The 21,410-nt window shown below is 67.1% G+C and carries 16 protein-coding genes; all 16 read right to left on the bottom strand.

Features of this window, described 5'->3' with window-relative positions; all coding sequences use genetic code 11:
• Positions 1–77: 77 nt before the first annotated feature.
• The 16 genes from OG817_RS43035 to OG817_RS42960 all read right to left on the bottom strand — a co-directional run bounded on the left by OG817_RS43035 (position 78) and on the right by OG817_RS42960 (position 21,146).
• On the bottom strand, positions 78–839 hold the full coding sequence (locus OG817_RS43035; protein ID WP_406050821.1) for a maleylpyruvate isomerase N-terminal domain-containing protein: 762 nt from the start codon (positions 837–839) through the stop codon (positions 78–80).
• A complete protein-coding gene (locus OG817_RS43030) occupies positions 832–2,100 on the bottom strand; it encodes a nuclear transport factor 2 family protein (RefSeq protein ID WP_406050820.1) in 1,269 nt (422 codons plus the stop codon). The genes OG817_RS43035 and OG817_RS43030 overlap by 8 nt, the downstream gene beginning before the upstream one ends.
• A 31-nt stretch (positions 2,101–2,131) precedes the next feature.
• On the bottom strand, positions 2,132–2,542 hold the full coding sequence (locus OG817_RS43025) for a DUF1801 domain-containing protein (protein ID WP_406050818.1): 411 nt from the start codon (positions 2,540–2,542) through the stop codon (positions 2,132–2,134).
• Positions 2,543–2,617: 75 nt separating this feature from the next.
• The gene (locus tag OG817_RS43020; RefSeq protein ID WP_360446682.1) at positions 2,618–6,478 is read right to left on the bottom strand and encodes a DNA-directed RNA polymerase subunit beta'; all 3,861 of its coding nucleotides are present in this window, start codon (positions 6,476–6,478) and stop codon (positions 2,618–2,620) included.
• 68 nt (positions 6,479–6,546) lie between these two features.
• Complete coding sequence (gene rpoB / locus OG817_RS43015; protein ID WP_360446684.1) at positions 6,547–10,032, bottom strand: DNA-directed RNA polymerase subunit beta; 3,486 nt, start codon at positions 10,030–10,032, stop codon at positions 6,547–6,549.
• A gap of 264 nt (positions 10,033–10,296) precedes the next feature.
• A complete protein-coding gene (locus tag OG817_RS43010) occupies positions 10,297–11,070 on the bottom strand; it encodes a hypothetical protein (RefSeq protein ID WP_406050817.1) in 774 nt (257 codons plus the stop codon).
• On the bottom strand, positions 11,070–11,570 hold the full coding sequence (locus OG817_RS43005) for a hypothetical protein (RefSeq protein WP_396392333.1): 501 nt from the start codon (positions 11,568–11,570) through the stop codon (positions 11,070–11,072). The genes OG817_RS43010 and OG817_RS43005 overlap by 1 nt, the downstream gene beginning before the upstream one ends.
• Positions 11,567–12,856, bottom strand: a complete 1,290-nt coding sequence (locus OG817_RS43000) for an MCE family protein (protein ID WP_406050816.1) — start codon at positions 12,854–12,856, stop codon at positions 11,567–11,569. Before OG817_RS43000 ends, OG817_RS43005 begins: the two co-directional genes overlap by 4 nt.
• The gene (locus OG817_RS42995) at positions 12,853–14,079 is read right to left on the bottom strand and encodes an MCE family protein (RefSeq protein WP_406050815.1); all 1,227 of its coding nucleotides are present in this window, start codon (positions 14,077–14,079) and stop codon (positions 12,853–12,855) included. Before OG817_RS42995 ends, OG817_RS43000 begins: the two co-directional genes overlap by 4 nt.
• Complete coding sequence (locus OG817_RS42990; protein WP_406050814.1) at positions 14,076–15,260, bottom strand: MCE family protein; 1,185 nt, start codon at positions 15,258–15,260, stop codon at positions 14,076–14,078. Before OG817_RS42990 ends, OG817_RS42995 begins: the two co-directional genes overlap by 4 nt.
• On the bottom strand, positions 15,260–16,246 hold the full coding sequence (locus OG817_RS42985; protein ID WP_406050813.1) for an MCE family protein: 987 nt from the start codon (positions 16,244–16,246) through the stop codon (positions 15,260–15,262). Before OG817_RS42985 ends, OG817_RS42990 begins: the two co-directional genes overlap by 1 nt.
• Complete coding sequence (locus OG817_RS42980; RefSeq protein WP_406050812.1) at positions 16,243–17,277, bottom strand: MCE family protein; 1,035 nt, start codon at positions 17,275–17,277, stop codon at positions 16,243–16,245. Before OG817_RS42980 ends, OG817_RS42985 begins: the two co-directional genes overlap by 4 nt.
• Complete coding sequence (locus OG817_RS42975) at positions 17,274–18,590, bottom strand: MCE family protein (RefSeq protein WP_406050811.1); 1,317 nt, start codon at positions 18,588–18,590, stop codon at positions 17,274–17,276. The genes OG817_RS42980 and OG817_RS42975 overlap by 4 nt, the downstream gene beginning before the upstream one ends.
• 4 nt (positions 18,591–18,594) lie before the next feature.
• Positions 18,595–19,425 carry an MlaE family ABC transporter permease gene (locus tag OG817_RS42970; RefSeq protein ID WP_406050809.1) on the bottom strand — a complete coding sequence of 277 codons (831 nt, stop codon included), beginning with the start codon at positions 19,423–19,425 and terminating at the stop codon, positions 18,595–18,597.
• Positions 19,426–19,428: 3 nt separating this feature from the next.
• Positions 19,429–20,202 (bottom strand): ABC transporter permease, encoded by a 774-nt coding sequence (locus tag OG817_RS42965; RefSeq protein WP_131361050.1) that lies wholly within the window; start codon positions 20,200–20,202, stop codon positions 19,429–19,431.
• Complete coding sequence (locus OG817_RS42960) at positions 20,199–21,146, bottom strand: ABC transporter ATP-binding protein (RefSeq protein WP_406050808.1); 948 nt, start codon at positions 21,144–21,146, stop codon at positions 20,199–20,201. Before OG817_RS42960 ends, OG817_RS42965 begins: the two co-directional genes overlap by 4 nt.
• Between the last annotated feature and the right edge of the window lie 264 nt (positions 21,147–21,410).

Raw genomic sequence — 21,410 nt, 5'->3', positions numbered from 1 at the left:
TAGCGGCTGCCTCAAGCACGGTCAAAATGACTGACCGCACGGGCCTGAGGCTGGTCCGCTCGTCCAGTTTACAGGGTCTACGGAGTGGCCCGGCCGGCCAGGAAAGCGGATGCCACCGCCTGGTCCCCCTCGACCGTCAGAACGCTCCCCGGCAACCGCTTCCAGAGGCACAGATCGAGCTCCGCGGCAGTGCCGGAGACGACCGCCTCACCCGCTGCCACACCTCGCTCCACCTGGGGCGGATCCCCTTCTGACACAGGCGTCAGCGTCCACTCGTCGCCCGTGTCGATCGCCCGTACGCCGATCCGCCGGGTGATCGCAGGGGCGACTCGCCGGGCCAGCATCCGCGGCAGGAAGACCCCGAACACTTCGTCCACCCCGTCGGCCGCCAGGGCCGCAGGTACGACGGCCAGACCACTGGTGGCCCGCCCTTCGGCGGAGACGCCGGCCTGGACCGCGTCCACGAGGTGGATGGCTGTCTCATGCATGCGCCGCCGGGACCAGAACCCCGCGTACTGCGCGATCGGCGCGAAGTTCCAGCACGGCTCGTCCGGATCGACGGCCCGGATCGCGGCGGCCAGCGCCGCGGTCGTACCGGCATACCAGTCGCTCCAGGAGATTGTCGTACGCAGGACCTCCGGAACCCTCTGGGAGGTGCCGCTGAGCAGGATCGACGCCGCCCAGCGCTGGCCGGAACCGATGTGCAGGGCCAGGTCGGCCAGCGTCCAGCCCGGGCAGGCGGGCACCTCGGACGCCGGGTCGGCCTGGTCGAGGACGGCCGCGAATTCCGCGGCCGTCCGCTCGAACTCGGCCAGATAGTCGATCGGTCCGTCAGGCACGGAACTCGACGTCGGTGATCAGCCCCTCGGAGACGCGGTACAACGCGATCATCGGGACCCCTTCGCCGGTGTCGTAGGCCAGCACGTGCTCGACGACCCAGTCGCCCAGCATCAGCTTCTGCACGACCTCGGTCTTGCACCGTCCGGCAGCGAACCGTGACCCGTAGTACTCGCGCAGGAACCGCCGGCCCTTCAGTTCGGTGCTGTCGGCGAGGTGGATCCGGGCGGTCGGCGAGTACATCGCCAGGAACGCCTCCAGGTCGTGCGCCGCGTACGCCGCGTGCTCGCGCCCCACCACCCGGGAGGCCGGAGTGTCCACCGGAACGGCGGGAGTGGTCGGAAGAGGATCGAGCGTCGGAACCGGAGCGGTCGGCGCCGGCTGACTGGCAGGCTCAGCCGGAGTCGGAGTCGGGAGATCCATCAGCGGTTCAGCCGCAGCCGGCGTACGCGCAGCGGTCTTTCGGGATGCCGGGGCGCTCTTGGCCCTGGTCTTGGTGGTGGTCGTCGGTGAGGTGGATGCCGTGGTCACGCCGTCCGGGTCCTCGCCCAGGTGGGCGATCGCCCAGTCCAGGGCCTTGGTGACGGCGGCGCGTGATTCTTCGGTGTGGTCGAGCATGTCGAACCCGTGGTGCCCTTTCGGTACGTCGATGATGTCCAGCGCGCTGCCACCTGCGGAGACGAACTCCGCGACCGGACCGGCGAGTTCCTCACGCTCGCGTCCGGCTCGGGTGAGCAGCACCGGCAGATCCTTGTGTTTCCCGATCACTTCGGCGGCGGTGACCAGGTCGTCGACACCGGGCGGGGTGGCGAGCAGGGGGTAGGTCAGGGCCATGCAGCGCAGCCAGTCGGGGCGGCTGTCCAGCCACTCCCCGGCCAGCAGGCCCGCACCGGAGAAGAACCACAACCCGACCCGATCGGGGTCGACCCGTGGATCAGAACGCAGTACGCCGATCGCAGCCTCCACCTCGTCCGCGGCGGTGACCAACTGGTCGAAGCCGCGAATCAGGCTGTGGTCGACGACTGCGGCCACCAGGCCTCGCCTGGCGACAGCGGTCGCATAGCCCTTGTAGACCGGCCAGTCCCGTGGTGTGGCCACGAGCTCGGCTGGTCCCGGTCCCCCGTGCACGAACAGCATCGCGCCCGTCCGGGCAGTCCCGGCCGGACGGTAGATGTCGATCTCCCCAAGCCTGTCCACCCGCACGTCGGGCCCGTCCAGTACCCCCAGGACGAAAGGCCGCAGATAGGCCGGGAGATCCGTCATGGACCAATCTTGGCCTATCACCCGGACACTTTCAGCCCCGCCCCCGAGTGTCTTGTGCAGACCGGCGTACCAACTCGGTCAGAACGCCCGAATCCACGTCTGCCAAGCGTTTGACGTACAGGCATCCGGCGCTGGTCGTATGCGGCCCGAGGCGGGCGAGCAATTCGTCGTACCCGTCGAAACCCGCGGTCAGATAAAGCGTCAGTGCTTGTTTCCGGACCGCGAATCCGACGTCGAACCAGTCCAGCTCGCGACCGCTCTCGTAGACCAGGTGGCGGTCGCCGAAACCGACGATCGACGGTCCCCACAGGGCCGGCTCCAGACCGGTCGCCCTGGTGATCAGCGCGTTGAGCTCGCGGGCGTCGTCGCCCCGGACTCCGGCGATGCCGGCCAGGTAGTCGTCGACGGACGCGTCGGTCTTCCGGGTCTTGTTCTCGGCCATGGTTCATCCTGGCCGGAACGCCGCGAGGGCGGCACCCCCTGGTGGGAGTGCCGCCCTCGGCGGAGTTGACTCGGCTCAGTTCTGGTAGGAACCGAGGTCGAAGTCGTCGAGCGGGACCGACTGACCGGTGGACGGGCCGAAGTCGTAGTCGTACGACTCGTAGCCGACCATCGAGTACATCGCGGCCTTCGCCTCCTCGGTGGGCTCCACCCGGATGTTGCGGTAACGGTCCATGCCCGTACCGGCCGGGATCAGCTTGCCGATGATGACGTTCTCCTTCAGACCGACCAGCGAGTCGGACTTGCCGTGGATCGCGGCCTCGGTGAGGACGCGGGTCGTCTCCTGGAAGGAGGCGGCCGACAGCCACGACTCGGTGGCCAGCGAGGCCTTGGTGATACCCATCAGCACCGGACGTCCCGAGGCCGGCGTACCGCCCTCGGCGACCACGCGGCGGTTCTCCGCCTCGAACATGATCCGGTCCGCGAGCTCACCCGGCAGCAGCTGGGCGTCGCCGGACTCGATCACCGTGACCCGGCGCAGCATCTGCCGGACGATGATCTCGATGTGCTTGTCGTGGATGGCCACACCCTGCGACCGGTACACCTCCTGGACCTCGTCCACCAGGTGCTCCTGCGCCTTGCGGACACCCAGGATCCGCAGAACCTCCTGCGGGTCCGGCGTACCCTGCGTCAGCTGCTGACCGACCTCGACGTGCTGACCCTCTTCGATCAGCAGGCGGCCACGCTTCGACACCGGGTAGGCGACCTCCTCGGAACCGTCGTCCGGGGTGAGCACCAGCTTCCGGGTCTTGTCGGTGTCCTCGATCGAGATCCGGCCGGCGGCCTCCGAGATCGGCGCCTTGCCCTTGGGCTGGCGGGCCTCGAAGAGCTCGACCACACGCGGCAGACCGTGGGTGATGTCATCACCCGCGACACCACCGGTGTGGAAGGTCCGCATCGTCAGCTGCGTCCCCGGCTCACCGATGGACTGGGCCGCGATGATGCCGACCGCCTCGCCGATGTCGACCGGCTTGCCGGTCGCCAGCGAACGGCCGTAGCACTTCGCGCAGGTACCGGTCTTGGCGTCACAGGTCAGCACGGAGCGGACCTTGACCTCCTCGATCCCGGCCTCGACCAGCTTCGCGATCGAGACGTCGCCCAGATCGCTGCCGGCCGTCAGCACGACCTTGCCGCTCGCGTCGGACACGTCGGTGGCCAGCGTCCGTGCGTACGCGCTGGTCTCGACGTTCTCGGCGTGCACGACCTTGCCGTCCGGACCGGGCTCGCCGATCTTCTTCGGCAGGCCCCGCTCGGTGCCGCAGTCCTCCTCGCGGATGATCACGTCCTGCGAGACGTCCACCAGACGACGGGTCAGGTACCCCGAGTCGGCGGTCCGCAGCGCGGTGTCGGCCAGACCCTTCCGCGCACCGTGGGTGGCGATGAAGTACTCGACCACCGACAGGCCCTCACGGAAGTTGGACTTGATCGGCCGGGCGATGATCTCACCCTTCGGGTTGGCCACCAGGCCACGCATACCGGCGATCTGCCGGATCTGCATCATGTTGCCTCGGGCACCCGAGTGGACCATCATCCAGATCGGGTTGGCCTTCTCGAAGTTCTCCTCCATCGCCTTGCCGACCTCGGCGTTGGCGCCGGTCCAGATCTCGATCAGCTCCTGGCGCCGCTCGGACGAGGTGATCAGACCCCGCTCGAACTGCTTCTGGACCTTCTCGGCCTGCGACTCGTACCGGGCCATGATCTCCGGCTTGGACGGCGGCGTGCTGAAGTCGTCGATCGACACGGTCACACCGGACCGGGTGGCCCAGCGGAAACCGAGGTCCTTCAGTGCGTCGAGGGCGTTGGCGACCTCGACCTTGGAGTACCGCTCGGCCAGGTCGTTGACGATCCCGCCCAGCTGCTTCTTGCCGACCTCGACGTCGACGAACGGGTAGTCCGTCGGCAGCGCCTCGTTGAACAGCGCCCGGCCCAGCGTGGTCTCCAGGGAGAACCCGCCCTCGGCCCGCTCGGTCGCACCGGCAGGTACGCCGGACTCGTCCAGACGCAGCGTGATCTTGGCCTGCAGCGACAGCTCGTTGCGGTCGAACGCCATCAGCGCCTCGGCCACCGAGCTGAACGCCCGGCCCTCACCCAGGGCGCCTTCCTTCAGCATGGTCAGGAAGTAGATGCCGATGATCATGTCCTGCGTCGGCATCGTGACCGGACGGCCGTCGGCCGGCTTCAGGATGTTGTTGGTCGACAGCATCAGGATCCGCGCCTCGGCCTGAGCCTCGGCCGACAGCGGCAGGTGCACCGCCATCTGGTCACCGTCGAAGTCCGCGTTGAACGCGGAGCACACGAGCGGGTGGATCTGGATCGCCTTGCCCTCGATCAGCTGCGGCTCGAACGCCTGGATGCCGAGCCGGTGCAGCGTAGGCGCACGGTTCAGCAGTACCGGGTGCTCGGTGATGACCTCTTCCAGCACGTCCCAGACCTGGGCGCGCTGGCGCTCGACCATCCGCTTGGCGGACTTGATGTTCTGCGCGTGGTTGAGGTCGACCAGCCGCTTCATCACGAACGGCTTGAACAGCTCCAGCGCCATCGCCTTCGGCAGACCGCACTGGTGCAGCTTCAGCTGCGGACCGACGACGATGACGGAGCGGCCCGAGTAGTCGACCCGCTTGCCGAGCAGGTTCTGACGGAAGCGGCCCTGCTTGCCCTTGAGCATGTCGGACAGCGACTTCAGCGGCCGGTTGCCCGGGCCGGTGACCGGACGGCCACGACGGCCGTTGTCGAACAGTGCGTCGACGGCCTCCTGCAGCATCCGCTTCTCGTTGTTGACGATGATCTCCGGCGCGCCCAGGTCGAGCAGTCGCTTGAGCCGGTTGTTCCGGTTGATCACCCGGCGGTACAGGTCGTTCAGGTCCGAGGTGGCGAACCGGCCACCGTCGAGCTGGACCATCGGCCGCAGGTCCGGCGGGATCACCGGCACGCAGTCGAGCACCATGCCCATCGGGCTGTTGTTGGTGGCCAGGAACGCGGTCACGACCTTGAGCCGCTTCAGGGCGCGGGTCTTGCGCTGGCCCTTACCGGTCTTGATCGTCTCGCGCAGGTTGTCCGCCTCGGCCTTCAGGTCGAAGGTCTCCAGCCGGCGCTGGATCGCGGCGGCACCCATGGCGCCCTCGAAGTACTTGCCGAACCGCTCCTTCATGGCGCGGTAGAGGATCTCGTCGCCCTCCAGGTCCTGGACCTTCAGGTTCTTGAACCGGGTCCAGACCTCGTCGAGGCGGTCGATCTCGCGCTGCGCACGGTCGCGCAGCTGCTTGACCTCACGCTCGGCGCCTTCCTTGACCTTGCGGCGTACGTCGGCCTTGGCGCCCTCGGCCTCCAGCTGCGCCAGGTCCTCCTCGAGCTTCTTCATCCGCGTCTCGATGTCGTTGTCGCGCCGGTTCTCGAGCTGCTTGCGCTCGACGTCGGTCCGGCCCTCCAACGACGACAGGTCGCGGTGCCGCGCCTCGTCGTCGACGTCGGTGATCATGTACGCCGCGAAGTAGATGACCTTCTCCAGGTCCTTCGGGGCGAGGTCGAGCAGGTAGCCGAGTCGCGACGGGACACCCTTGAAGTACCAGATGTGGGTGACCGGCGCGGCCAGCTCGATGTGGCCCATCCGCTCACGGCGCACCTTGGAGCGGGTGACCTCGACGCCACACCGCTCGCAGATGATGCCCTTGAAGCGAACGCGCTTGTACTTGCCGCAGTAGCATTCCCAGTCCCGGGTGGGACCGAAGATCTTCTCGCAGAAAAGGCCGTCACGCTCGGGCTTGAGCGTCCGGTAGTTGATCGTCTCGGGCTTCTTGACCTCGCCGTGCGACCACTGACGGATCTCATCCGCGGTGGCCAGGCCGATCCGAAGCTCGTCGAAGAAGTTCACGTCGAGCACGATGTGTTATCTCCCGATTGTTGAAGCGGTCTGAGTGAGTTGGTTGTTGATCTCAAGCGGCAACCCGCTCAGACCTCTTCGACACTGTTCGGCTCACGCCGGGACAGATCGATTCCCAGTTCCTCCGCAGCGCGGAAGACGTCCTCTTCGCTGTCGCGCATCTCGACCCGGCTTCCGTCGGACGAGAGCACCTCCACGTTCAGACACAGGGACTGCATTTCCTTGACCAGAACCTTGAAGGACTCCGGGATACCCGGCTCCGGAATGTTCTCGCCCTTGACGATCGCCTCGTACACCTTGACCCGCCCGACGACATCGTCGGACTTGATCGTCAGCAGTTCCTGCAGCGCGAAGGCGGCACCGTAGGCCTCCAGGGCCCACACCTCCATCTCGCCGAACCGCTGACCACCGAACTGCGCCTTACCGCCCAGCGGCTGCTGGGTGATCATCGAGTACGGACCGGTCGACCGTGCGTGGATCTTGTCGTCGACCAGGTGGTGCAGCTTCAGCATGTACATGTAGCCGACGCCGACCGGCTCCGGGAACGGCTCACCCGAACGGCCGTCGAACAGCCGGGCCTTGCCCGATCCGTCGACCATCCGGACGCCGTCACGGTTCGGCAGCGTCGAGCTGAGCAGGCCGGTGACCTCCTCCTCCTTGGCGCCGTCGAACACCGGGGTGGCGACGTTCGTCATCGGAGCAGCCGAGCCGGCGCCGATCTTGATCAGCCGCTGCGCCCACTCCTCCTGGTTCTCCGGGTCGATCTCCCAGCCGCGGCTGGCGATCCAGCCGAGGTGGGTCTCGAGCACCTGACCGACGTTCATCCGGCCGGGCACGCCCAGCGGGTTCAAGATGATGTCGACCTGGGTGCCGTCCTCGAGGAACGGCATGTCCTCGACCGGAAGGATCTTGGAGATGACGCCCTTGTTGCCGTGACGGCCGGCCAGCTTGTCGCCGACCGAGATCTTCCGCTTCTGGGCGACGTACACCCGGACCAGCTGGTTGACGCCCGGCGGCAGCTCGTCGCCGTTGTCACGGTCGAAGACGCGGACACCGATGACGGTGCCCTCCTCGCCGTGCGGCACCTTCAGCGAGGTGTCGCGGACCTCACGGGCCTTCTCGCCGAAGATCGCGCGCAGCAGCCGCTCCTCCGGGGTCAGCTCGGTCTCGCCCTTGGGGGTGACCTTGCCGACCAGGATGTCACCGGTGGTGACCTCGGCGCCGATCCGGATGATGCCCCGCTCGTCCAGGTCGGCCAGCATCTCGTCGGAGACGTTCGGGATGTCCCGGGTGATCTCCTCCGGGCCCAGCTTGGTGTCGCGAGCGTCGACCTCGTGCTCCTCGATGTGGATCGAGGTCAGCAGGTCCTGCTGCACGACGCGCTGGGACAGGATGATCGCGTCCTCGTAGTTGTGACCCTCCCACGGCATGAACGCGACCAGCATGTTCCGGCCGAGCGCCATCTCGCCCTCGTCGGTGCACGGACCGTCGGCGAGCGGGGAGTTCACCTCGACACGCTGCCCCGCGTCGACCAGCGGGCGCTGGTTGATGCAGGTGCCCTGGTTCGACCGGCGGAACTTCGCCAGCCGGTAGGTCTGGTACGTGCCGTCGTCGGCGGCGATCTCGATCAGGTCGGCCGAGACCTCCTTGACCACACCGGCCTTGTCGGCCACGACCACGTCACCGGCGTCGACCGCACCGCGGTACTCCATACCGGTGCCGACCAGCGGAGCGTCGGCGGTGATCAGCGGCACCGCCTGGCGCTGCATGTTGGAGCCCATCAGCGCGCGGTTGGCGTCGTCGTGCTCGAGGAACGGGATCATCGCGGTCGCCACCGACACCATCTGGCGCGGCGAGACGTCCATGTAGTCCACGTCCTCGACCAGGGCGAGCTCGACCTCACCGTGCCGCCGGCGAACCAGCACGCGGTCCTCGGCGAGCCGGTCGTCGTCGGTCAGCGCGGCGTTCGCCTGCGCGATGACGAACCGGTCCTCCTCGTCCGCGGTCAGGTAGTCCACCTGGTCGGTGACCTGACCGGACACGACCTTGCGGTACGGCGTCTCGACGAAGCCGAACGGGTTCACCCGGCCGTACGACGCGAGCGAGCCGATCAGACCGATGTTCGGGCCTTCCGGGGTCTCGATCGGGCACATCCGGCCGTAGTGGGACGGGTGTACGTCGCGGACCTCGAAGCCGGCCCGCTCGCGGCTCAGACCACCCGGGCCGAGCGCGTTCAGCCGGCGCTTGTGGGTCAGGCCCGCGATCGGGTTGGTCTGGTCCATGAACTGCGACAGCTGGGAGGTGCCGAAGAACTCCTTCAGCGCCGCCACCACCGGACGGATGTTGATCAGGGTCTGCGGCGTGATCGCCTCGACGTCCTGGGTCGTCATCCGCTCCCGGACCACGCGCTCCATCCGGGCCAGGCCGGTGCGCAGCTGGTTCTGGATCAGCTCACCGACGGTACGCAGCCGGCGGTTGCCGAAGTGGTCGATGTCGTCTTCCTCGACCACGATCTCGCCGGTCGGGGCGGGCAGCTCGGTCTTGCCCTCGTGCAGCGCCACCAGGTACTTGATCGTGGCGACGATGTCGTTGATCGTCAGCACCGCGGTGTCGTGCGTCTCGTCCCGGCCGAGCTTCTTGTTGATCTTGTACCGGCCGACCTTGGCCAGGTCGTAGCGCTTGCCGTTGAAGTAGTAGTTGTCCAGCAGCGCCTGGGCGGCCTCCCGCGTCGGCGGCTCACCCGGCCGCAGCTTGCGGTAGATGTCCAGCAGCGCGTCGTCCTGCCCGGAGGTGTGGTCCTTCTCCAGGGTGAGCCGGATCGACTCGTAGTCGCCGAACTCCTCCAGGATCTGCGCGTCGGTCCAGCCGAGCGCCTTCAGCAGCACGGTGACGTTCTGCTTGCGCTTGCGGTCCAGCCGGACACCGACCATGTCGCGCTTGTCGACCTCGAACTCCAGCCACGCGCCGCGCGACGGGATGATCTTGGCGGTGAAGATGTCCTTGTCCGACGTCTTGTCCGGGGTGCGCTCGAAGTACACACCGGGCGAGCGGACGAGCTGGGACACGACGACCCGCTCGGTGCCGTTGATGACGAAGGTGCCCTTGCGCGTCATCAACGGGAAGTCACCCATGAAGACGGTCTGGCTCTTGATCTCACCGGTCTCGTTGTTCATGAACTCGGCGGTGACGAACAGCGGAGCGGAGTACGTGACGTCCCGCTCCTTGCACTCGTCCACCGTGTTCTTCGGAGGCTCGAAGCGGTGGTCGCGGAACGACAGCGACATGGTGCCGCTGAAGTCCTCGATCGGGGAGATCTCCTCGAAAATCTCTTCCAGGCCGGAGGGGCCGGACAGTTCGGTCCGTCCCTCGGCCTCGGCGGCGGCCACTCGGGCCTGCCACGTTTCGTTGCCGACCAGCCAGTCGAAACTGTCCACCTGCAGCGCAAGCAGATCCGGAACCTCGAGAGGTTCGGAGATCTTTGCGAAGGAGATACGGCGTGGTGAGCCGGAAACGTCGGAAATGCTGTCGGACTGGGGGTTGCGCGAGGCGACCAAGGGGCGTCCTTCCACGGGCTCGCAGAAATCACTTCGGTGCTGGGAGCGCACGCCGAACCGCCCTAGTCAAGTCGAGACCCGAACCAGGGTGGAGGTTAAAGGCAGCGCAAAGCACAAGATTACATGATCCAGGCAAGCCTGTCCAATGGGGTCCAACACTATGCCGTCGGACCACCCTTTCCGTCAAGGACCGACCCGGTGTCTCCAGCGAGTAGATCACCCGCGAGACCTCCGGCGCCCTCCTGGTGCGGAGTCACAAAGAGACTACAGTCCGGCGATCTCCTGGACCAGCCATCGGCCGTCCTTTCGGACCATCGTGAACCTCGTCCGGTTGAGGTCGACCCGGGGACTACCCTTCGTGATCGTGCTGGTGGTGGTCTGGTTCACGAAGATGATCAGCGTGACCCGGTCGGCGTTCCCGTCCCGGACCCCGACCTCGCGGACGTCGGCCTTGACCGTCGCCTTGGTCTTGGTGGCCAGTTCGCCGGCCACCTTCGCGGTCTCGTCGAACTTGGCGGCGAAGTCCGGGGTCATCGTCGACCGGGCCGCGGCGAAGCTCTTGTCCAGGTCACGGTAGTCGTAGCTGAGCGCGGTCTCGGCCGCTTTCCGGCCGGCCGCGGCCGCCTGATCCCGGGCGTCCTCGGCCTGCTTGCCCTGCCACGCCTTGATCCCGAGCACCGCCCCGACGGTCAGCACGAGTACGACGACCACCGCAAGCACCACGGACAGCACCACGCCCAGGCCACGCTTGCCGGTGGCCACCTGATCCTGCACGACCCGGTAGCTGTGCTGCTCGGCCGGCTCGCCCGTTTCCGGGTCCAGGACGGTCAGCTTGAAGGCCTCGTCGTCACTCCAGGTAGCCAATTCGTCGTCATCGGCGACCCGGACGGTAACCTCGGGCCGGTCCGATGTGGTGGGGCTCACACCCTCGGCGACCGCTTCGGTGTCGTTCGTTGTCAGGTCGTCCGCGACGGGCGTCGTACCAGGGGTACGGCGCTGGCCCGCGATCCGGGGGCGGTTGCGGGAACGGTCCGGCATCAGCCCACCACCTGGAGGTCGGCGGTCAGCCAGTGGTCGCTGTCGCGCACCATGTCCAGCTTGATCCGGTAGCGGCGCTCCACGCCCTGGGCGGAGGCGGTGTTGGTGACGACCGCGTTCACGATCACCAGCACCTGGGCGGAGTCCTTGTCGTTCGAGACCACCGCGGCCTCCTTCACGTCACCCTTGGAGGTCGCTTTGTTGGTCAGCACCTCGGCCTTCACCGAGTCGGTGCCGGCCTGGAACTCCTGTTTGAACTGACCGGTGGAGTCGTCCAGCACCCGCTTCGCGTCGGCGTCCCAGGTCTTGTAGTCGTACGTCGTGAAGTCCAGCGCCAGCTGCCGGGCGGCCTTCATCGCGCCGTCGCGCTGCGAGTCGTCGGCCCGCTGCTTCTGCAGTGCGATCACCGACAGCGTCGTACCCGCCAGCGCCACCACGAGCAGAACGCTCAGCGCCCACGCCAGAATCAGAGGTCCCCGCCGGGACTTACCAGAAGTCACTTGCCGGTCACCGGTCCAAGGATGAGAGCTTTCCAGGAGTCGCTGCCGAGCAACTCCTCCTGGCCACCGGTCGAGCCGAGGACGATCTCCGGCATGCCGCCGGCGCCGCCGGCGGCGCCGGTGGTCGGGTCGTAGCCGATGCCGTAGCCGGTCCGGTTCCGGTCGCCGCTGGTCGACGGGCTCGGCTTGTTCTGCGAGCCGCGGACGTTCACGTCCGTGGACGGCTTCGCGGTGCAACCCGCCTTGTTGTTGGCCGGGATGTTGGTGAGATCCTGCGGGACCCGCTGGTCCGTGCTGCCGTAGCCGGCCCGGCAGGCGGCCGGGTCGAAGCCGAGCACCAGGCCGAAGTGCGCGTCGTAGTGCCCGTCGCTGTTCTTCGCCGGTACGACGTACCCGCCCATCGACACCGCCGGGTACACCACCAGCAGCTGCTCGACGGCGTCCAGCCGGACCGCGGTCATCTCGCTCACCGTCAGCAGGTTACCGAGCAGCACCGCGATGTCCGCCCGGTTGTCCTGGATCAGCCCGGTGATCTGCTGCGACGCGAGCGAGCCCTGGTCGATCACCTGCCGCAGGTCCGCGTCCGAGCTGACCAGGGTGTCGGACAGCAGCGCGAGATTCTTCGCCCAGGTCTTGATCGCGTCGCCGCTGGCGACCTGGGTGGCCAGCACGGTGTCGCCGTCGTTGATCAGCTTGATCGTCTGCAGGATGTTCGCGTCCGCGTCGTCGATCAACGTGCCGGAGCTGTCGATGATCCGCTGCAGATCGGTGCCGCGGCCCTTCAGCGCCGCGCCGAGCTCGCGGACCGTGGTCTGCAGGCTCTTCTTGTCGACCGAGTTGACCAGCTGGTCCAGGTTCAGGAGCAGTTCGGTGGTGTCGATCGGGATCGCGGTGTCCGCGCGGGCGATCTTGGAGTTGTCGCGGAGGTACGGGCCACCGTCGCGCCGCGGCTGCAGGTCGACGTACTGCTCGCCGATCGCGGACCGGTTCGCGACCACCGCGAGCAGGTCGCTGGGGATCTTCGCCTTCTTCTCGATGTCGAGGTTGACCTCGACGCCGTCGGACAGCAGCTTGAGTTCGCCGACCCGGCCGACCGGCTGGCCGCGGTACGTCACCTCGGCGCCGGTGAAGATGCCGCCGGACTCGGCGAAGCTGGCGCTGACCGTGTAGTCCTCGTCGAAGATCAGCTTGTCCACCTGGGCGTACTTCGCACCCACGAAGGCCACACCGACGACGGTGATCAGCAGGAACACCATCAACTGGATCCGGACCGCTCTGGTGATCACTTCGCCACCCCCGGCATCAGCGCCCGCGCCAGGTCGGGATCGAGCCCGGGCCGGTTCAGCTTCGGCGTACAGACAGGCAGGCCGAGCAGCGTGATGCAGCTCGTCGCCGTCCCGGTCGGGACCGGAAGCGCCGGCAGGCCGTTGCCCTGCGGGTTGGTCGAGTTGTGCAGCGGGATGCTCAGCCCGGGCAACGGGATCGACGCGGGCCCACCGGTCGGCAGCTTGAGACCCAGCAGGCCTAGCAGTGCCTTCTGCGTGTTCACGTCCAGCGTGATCCCGAGGTTGGTGAAGTCACCGCCGACCGCCTTGGCCGCGCCGTCCGGGAACGGGTAGGTGAACAGCAGCTCGAGCGACTTCGGCAGGTCCTCCCCCGCCTGGGCCAGCTTGGTCAGGATCGGGTACAGCGACTGCAGGTTCGCAACCAGGTCCTTCTGGGACGCGGTGATCACCCGGGTCGCCGTGTTCCCCAGCGTCGCCAGGGCCTGCAGCGTCTTGACCAGGGCCGCCCGCTGCTTGTCCAGCGTCGCGATCGACTTCGGCAGCGAGTCGATCGCGGTGGCCAACGTCGCCTTCTGGGCGTTCAGCTTCTTGGCGAGCGCATCGACCGCCGTGATCGCGGTGACGATCCGCTGCTTGTTCTGGTCCAGGGTGCCGACGAACGTGTTCAGCTGGGTCAGCACACTGCGGATGGCCGGCTCGTTGCCGGTCAGTGCCTTGTTCAGCTCCTGGGTGATGATCTGCAGCTGGGCCACACCGCCACCGTTCAGCAGCAGCGACAGCGCCGACAGGACTTCCTCGACCTCGACGTTGCTGGTGGTCCGCGACAGCGGGATGAGCTCGCCGTTGTCCAGCTTCCCGCGCGGCTCCTCCGACCCGGTCGGCGGAGCGAGCGAGACGAACTTCTCGCCCAGCAGGCTGGTCTGCCGGATCGTCGCCCGCGCGTTGTCCGGCAGGTCGAGGCTCTTCGGCAGCTTCAGCCGGACCTTCGCCACGTACCCGTCCAGCCAGACCTTCTCGACCGTGCCGACGGTGACGTCGTCGACCTTCACCGACGACTTCGGCACCAGGTCCAGTACGTCGGCGAACTCGACCGTCACGGTGTACGACGGTCCCTTGATCTTCGCTCCACCGGGCAGCGGCAGCGAGTACACGCTGAAGTCGCACCCGGTCAGCACCATGGCCAGACCGAGCACTCCGGCGACGATCTTCGTACGGCGTCTCATCGGACCAGCCCCCCGAGGGTCGGGTCGACCGGGTCCGGGCTCGACAGCTTCGGGGCCGGCGCCGGCGCCCACGGCGTACCGGCCGGGCCGCCGCTCGGCGGAGCGCCGGTGATCTGGCTCAGCAGCGGCAGCTTCGGCAGCGCGTCGAGGACCGGCTTCAGCGCCGAGCAGGTCGAGAGCGGCTGGTTGGCCTGCAGCAGCAGCGAGCAGATGAACGTCGCCGGGTCGTCCAGCTGGGCCAGGTTGATCCGCTGGTCCAGCGTGCCGAACTGCGGGTTGTAGATCCGGGCCAGGTTGCCCAGGCCGAGCGGAGCCGTGTCGAGGACCTCGGCCAGCGCGGCCTTCTCCTTGACCAGGATCTGCGACAGGTCGGTCGCGCCGGAGACCGTGGTCTTCACCAGCGTCCGGTTGTCCTTCACGAACGTCGCAACCTCGCCGAGTGCGGTCGCCAGCAGCGACAGCGACGAGGCCAGGTCCTTCCGCTCGCCGGCCAGGGTGGTCGAGGTGGCCGCGAAGTTGGTGTTGAACTGCTTCACCAGTTGATCGTTGGCGGCCAGCGCGGACACGAACGTCTGCAACTGCCGGATGGTCGAGAACAGGCTCTGCGAGTTGCTCGCCAGCGTCCCGGTCAGCTTGGACACGTCGGTGATCGTCTGGTTCAGCTTCGCGCCCTGGCCGTTGAGGTTCTGCGCGGACACGTCCAGGAGCCGCGACAGCGCGCCCTGGTCGTTCGCGCCCTTCGGCCCGAGTGCGACGGACAGGTCGTTCAGGCTCTGGTAGATCTGGTCCAGCTCCAGCGGTACGGCCGTCCGGTCCATCGGGATCTCGGCACCATCGGCCATCACGTCACCCTTGGAGTACACCGGGGTGAGCTGGAGGTACCGGTCGGCCACGATCGACGGCGCGGCGATCACCGCCTTGGCGTTGGCCGGCACCTTGTGCTCGGCCTCCCACCAGAACTTCACCCGGACCGACCGGCCGGCAGGAGTGACGCTCTCCACCTCGCCGACCTTGATCCCGAGGATCCGTACGTCGGAGCCTGGGTACACCGACACCGCGCGCGGGAAATACGCCGTCGCGGAGACCCGATCGGCCTTCGGCCACAGCGAAATGACGGTGACCGTGACGATCACCAGGACGACCGCCATCGCGACCAGGCGGGACAGTGACGCGAGCTTCATCAGCCGCCACCTCCGACCTTCGGCAACGGGATCTCCGGCACCGGGACCAGGTTCTCCACGTAGGTGTCGAACCACGGGCCGGTGCCCAGGGTGTTCGTGAACAGCTTGACGAACGGCGCCAGGCCGCGGATGCTCGCGTCCAGGTCGTTCTGGTTCTTCAGCAGCGTGGCCAGTACGGCGTTGACCTTCTGCAACGTCGGTGTCAGGTCCTTGCGGTTCTCCCGGACCAGCGCGGTGATCTGCGCGGACAGCTTCTGCGTCGAGACCAGCAACTGGTGGATCAGTGCCCGCCGGGCCTGCACGGCCTGGAAGACCGAGTTGCCGTCCTTCAGCAGCTTGATCAGCTGCTGGTTGCGGTCGGCAAGGACCTTGGTGACCACGTTCGAGTGCTGCAGCAGCAGTTTCAGCTGTTCGTCCCGCTTGGCGACGTTCTGAGACAGCCGAGACAGGCCGGTCAGCGACGCCTGCACCTCGTCCGGTGTGTTCTTGAACGTCGCCGACAGCGTGTCGAGGGCCTTGGCCAGCTGCGTGGTGTCGATCCGCTCGGTCGTGTTCGCGAGATCCGTGAACGCGTCCACCACGTCGTACGCCGAGACGGTACGGTCCAGCGGGATCTCGGATCCGGCCTTCAGCTCGCCCTTGCCGGCCGGGTTCAGCTTCAGGTATTTCTGGCCGAGCAGGGTCTTGATCTTCATCTCGGCCCCGGTCTGGTCACCGAGCTTCACGCCCTGGTCCACCACGAAGTCGACCCGCACATGCGTGCCCTCGAGCTCGACCTTGCGCACCTGCCCGACGCGGACGCCGGCGACCCGGATCTCGTCGTTCGGCTTCAGGCCACCGGCCTCGGAGAACTGCGCGGAGTACTTGGTCCCGCCACCGATCAGCGGCAAGTCCTGCGCCTTGAACGCGGCCAGCATGATCAGCCCGATCACGGTCAGGCCGATCACGCCGACGGTCACCTGGTTCTGCTCACGGAACGGCTTCACGGTTTCGTGCACCTCGCCGAGTTGTTGTCGTAGGCAACGGGGATGCGGGTCCCGGTCGGCAGGGTGACGTTGCCGTCGAAGTTGCACAGGTAGAAGTTGAACCAGGAGCCGTACGACGCGGTCCGGGTCATCGTGTTCAGCTTCCCCGGCATGTTCTGCAGCGTCTTGACCCAGATCGCCTGGGTGTCGTCCAGGGTGGTGGCGACCGCGCGGATCTTGTCCAGGTCCGCCTTGATCGGCACCCGGGTCTGCTGCAGCAGGCCGGCCGTCTTCGTGTTCAGCGAGTTGATCGAACCGAGCGAGTTCAGGATCGGGTTGATGTCCTGACTCAGCCCGGTGATGAACTGCTGCAGGTTCACCAGCAACTGGGAGAAGTTCTGCTGCCGCTGGGAGACGATCTGCAGCGTCGAGGTCAGGTTGGTGATCAGGTCACCGATCACCTGGTCCGCGTCGGCCAGCGTGGTGGTCAGCGACGCCGTCTTGGCCAGCAGCGACTCGATCGTGCCGCCCTCGCCCTGCAGCACCTTGATCACCTCGAACGCGAACTGGTTCACGTCCGCCGGCGTGAGCGCGGTGAACAGCGGCTTGAACCCGTTGAACAGCACCGACAGGTCCAGCGCCGGAGCCGTGCGCTCCTTCGGGATGACGGCGTTCTTCTTCATCCGGTCGCCACCACCGACGCCGTCGGTGAGCGCGATGTAGCGGTTGCCGACCAGGTTCCGGTAGCGCAGCGTCGCGTGCGTCGAGGCGTCGAGGATCTGGTCGGAGTCGACGCTGAAGGTCACCATCGCCAAGGTGTCCTGGTACAGCGCGATCTTGTCGACCTGACCGACCTTCACACCGGCGATCCGGATGTCGTCACCCTTGTTCAGCCCGACCGCGTCGGTGAACACGGCGCGGTACTTCGTCGTCGCGTTGAACGTGATGTTCCCGATCGTCACCGCCAGCAGCGCGGTCGCCACCGTCGTCACGACCACGAAGATCGCCAGCCGCACGGTGTCGATCGAGGTCTTCTTGTCGAGGATCTTCATGTGAGATTCACCTGGCCTCCCCGGAGGAGGGGGCCGACCATGAGCGTGGTCAGATCGGGTACGTCGGTGGCCGGGACGCCCATCGCGGGGCCGACGACCGAGTCGATCACCTGCTGCTCGGCCGGCGTACCGACGCCGCCGGTGTCCAGGTCGAAGCCGGGCACCGCCCGGTTCAGCTGCAGGTTCACCGGGAAGCGCTGGTTCTTGTTGTGGTCGCCGATCACGCCGTCGTCACCGGTGACGTACGGCGCGGGGTTCTGCTGGTTGTACGGGCCTGGCTTCGCACCGGGGTGGCTGTAGTTCTTGCCGACACACGTCGGCCCACGGTGGTCCTTGTACGCCGGCAGTTCGTTCGGCGCGTACGGCGTCGGCTGGTTGGTGATCAGCTCGAGATTGATGTTCAGCCTGCCGTCGCGGAACGTGTCGTTGAGCCTCGGGGCGGTCTCGGTCATCACCTTGAGGAAGCACGGCATCTCGGGCGAGTACCGCTCCAGCAGATCGAGCACCGGCCGGCTCACCTCGCCGAGCCGGATCACCTTGTCCTCGTTCTGCTTCAGGAACGTGTTCGTGGTCGAGGACAGGCCCTGCACGTCGACGAAGAACTTCTGCAGCTGCGCCTGCTTCTCCACCACCGTGTTGCCGGTGACGGTCAGGTTGCGCAGCGCCCGGACCAGGTCCGGCGTGGCGTCGCCGTACAGCTCGGAGACCTGGGTGAGCTTGGTCAGCGCGTCCATCAGCTTCGGGACGTTCGGGTTCAGCTTCTTCAGGTAGCCGTCCAACTGGGTCAGCGTGCCGCCGATCTCGGCGCCGCGGCCCTCGAGCGCGGTGGCCAGAGTGTTCAGCGTGGCGTTCAGGTCGGCCGGGTCGACCGCCTGCAGGAGCGGCAACGCGTCGTTCAGCACCTTCTCGATCTCGATGCCGACCGCGGTCTTGTCCCGTGAGATCACGTCTCCGGCGCGGATGTGGCGACCCTCGGAGCCCTCCGGCGGCACCAGGGCGACGTACTTCTCACCGAACAGCGTCTTCGGCAGGATCCGGGCGCTGACCGCGCTCGAGATCTCGCCGATCTGGTCCGGCTTGAGCGAGAGGTTCACCGTCGCCTCGTCGCCGTCGGTGGAGACACTGCGGACCTCGCCGACGATGATTCCGCGCAGCTTCACGTCGGCGTGGTCGTTCAACTGCAGGCCGATGTGGCTGGTCTTCAGTTCGACGTCGACCGTCTTGGTGAAGACCTTGGCGTAGAACGCGTACGTCAACCAGAGCAGGAAGCACAGCACGCCGATGAAGGCGACCCCCAGGACTCGTCTCGTCATGCCGTCACCCCGCCAGCCTGACGGTGGTCGTCGTGCCCCAGATCGCCATCGAGAGCAGCAGGTCGACGACGTTGATGACGACGATGGAGGTCCGGACCGCACGACCGACCGCGACGCCCACACCGGCCGGACCGCCGGTCGCGTGGTAGCCGTGGTAGCAGTGCACCAGGATCACCAGGACGGAGAACACCAGCACCTTGCCGAACGACCACAGCACATCGCCGGGTGGCAGGAAGAGATGGAAATAGTGGTCGTACGTGCCCGTACTCTGCCCGTAGAACGTGGTCACGGTGAGCCGGGTGGCGAAGTACGACGCGAGCAGGCCGACGACGTACAGCGGGATCACCGCGACCAGGCCGGCGATGATCCGGGTGGTGACCAGGAACGGCAGCGACGGGATCGCCATCACCTCGAGGGCGTCGATCTCCTCGCTGATCCGCATCGCGCCCAACTGCGCGGTGAAGCCGCAGCCGACGGTCGCGGCCAGCGCGATCCCGGCGATCAGCGGGCCGATCTCACGGGTGTTGATGTACGCGCTGACGAAGCCGGCGAAGGCCGACGTACCGATCTGGTTGAGGGCGGAGTAGCCCTGGAGGCCGACCTCGGTGCCGGTGAAGAAGGCGAGGAACGTGATCACGCCGACGGTGCCGCCGATCACCGCGAGGGCGCCGGTGCCCAGCGTCACCTCGGCCAGCAGCCGCAGGATCTCCTTGCGGTACCGGGTGATCGACTTGCCCGACCAGGCCAGCGCCTTGATGTAGAACGAGAGCTGCTCGCCCAGCCGGTCGAGCGAGTGCAGCGGCTTCTTCACCAGGGAGTCGACGAGGGCTGACATTCTTCAGGCCCCCTTCGGCGGAACGAGCTGGAAGTAGATCGCGGTCATCGAGAAGTTCGCGACGAACAGCAGCATGAAGGTGATCACGACGGACTGGTTCACCGCGTCGCCGACACCCTTCGGCCCGCCGCCCGCGTTCACTCCCTTGTACGACGCCACGACCGCGGCGATGAATCCGAAGACCAGTGCCTTCGCCTGCCCCTGCCACAGGTCGGGCAGGTGAGCCAGCGCGGTGAACGAGGCTATATAACTACCTGGTGTGCCGTCCTGCAGGACGACGTTGAAGACGTAGCCGCCCATCACGCCGACCACGCTGACGAAACCGTTCAGGAAGAACGCGACCAGCATCGTCGCCAGCACCCGCGGCACCACCAGCCGCTGGATCGGGTCGATGCCGAGCACCATCATCGCGTCCAGTTCCTCGCGGATCTTCCGCGAGCCCAGGTCCGCGCAGATGGCCGAACCGCCGGCGCCGGCGATCAGCAGCGCGGTCGCGATCGGCGACGCCTCCCGGACCACGGCCAGTACGGCGGCCGACCCGGTGAAGGCCTGCGCGCCGAACTGCTTGATCAGCCCGCCGACCTGCAAGGCGATCACCGCACCGAACGGGATCGCGACCAGGGCGGTCGGGATGATCGTCACGCTGGCGACGAACCACGCCTGCTGAAGGAACTCCCTCAACTGGAACGGCCGGCGCACCGAGGCACGGGCAGTGTCGAGGGCGAAGGAGAACAGCGAGCCGGCGTGCTTCAGCGGGGCGGTCGCGGAAACAGTCACGTCGCGCCCACCCTCGTGTCCGCGAACGAACCGGGTGGCGGGGTGATGCCGTTCTCCCGGCACCACTCACCCGGCGGGCGCTGCGTCGCCCGGAGCATGCCGCTGCTCGGCAGCTGCTGGATCGGGATCGGCGGCAACGGCGGAAGCTCCTGGCCGGCCTCGGCGGCCAACTCGTCGGCGTCCTTCTCCTCGGACATGCCGATCGGGCCGATCATCTGCGCGTTCAGGAACTGCCGGATGACCGGCTCCTCGCTGGACAGCAGCATCTCGCGCGGGCCGAACATGGCCAGATGCCGGTGGTACAGCATGCCGATGTTGTCGGGCACCGTCCGCGCGGTGTTGACGTCGTGGGTGACGATCAGGAACGTCGCGCCGAAGGCCTCGTTGAGGTCGATCATCACCTGGTTCAGGAACGACGTACGGACCGGGTCCAGACCGGAGTCCGGCTCGTCGACCAGCAGGATCTCGGGGTCCAGCACCAGCGCGCGGGCCAGGCCGGCCCGCTTGCGCATACCGCCGGAGATCTCGCCGGGCAGCTTCTTCTCCGCGCCGACGAGGCCGACCATCTCCATCTTCTCCATCACGATGGAGCGGATCTCGGACTCGGACTTCTTGGTGTGCTCGCGGAGCGGGAACGCGACGTTGTCGTACAGATTCATCGAGCCGAACATCGCGCCGTCCTGGAACAGCACGCCGAACAGGCGGCGGATCTCGTACAGCTCGCGCTCGCTGCAGGTCGCGATGTCGGTGCCCTCGATGTAGATGTGGCCCCTGTCCGGCTTGAGCAGACCGATCAGCGTCTTGAGGAACACGGACTTGCCGGTGCCCGACGGGCCGAGCATGACGCAGATCTCGCCGGCGGGCAGCGTCAGGGACACGTCGCCCCAGATCAGCTGGTTTCCGAAGGACTTGGTGAGACCTTCGACGCGGACTTCTACGCCCACCGGTCCTCCTCACGGGAATGTCTGTACGGCCCCGAACCGACGAGTTTCTGCCCGGTCCAACGAGGCACGGTTGCCTAGGTTACGCACGAGTACGGTTTTGCGTAAACCCCCGTATGTCAAGCGACGGTGACCGCTTGGTCACGCTCCGGTCACGCCGATCACGCTGCGTCGATCGGCCAACACGGAGTGCTGATAGGCACACGGCACCGGCGATCTTAGCGGCTGCCCGAGGTCTGTCCCGACCGCGACCCGAAAGTTAGCGTC

Source organism: Kribbella sp. NBC_00889 (assembly GCF_045207705.1).
Lineage (GTDB): Bacteria > Actinomycetota > Actinomycetes > Propionibacteriales > Kribbellaceae > Kribbella.
This window is presented reverse-complemented; position numbering and strand designations above follow the sequence as displayed.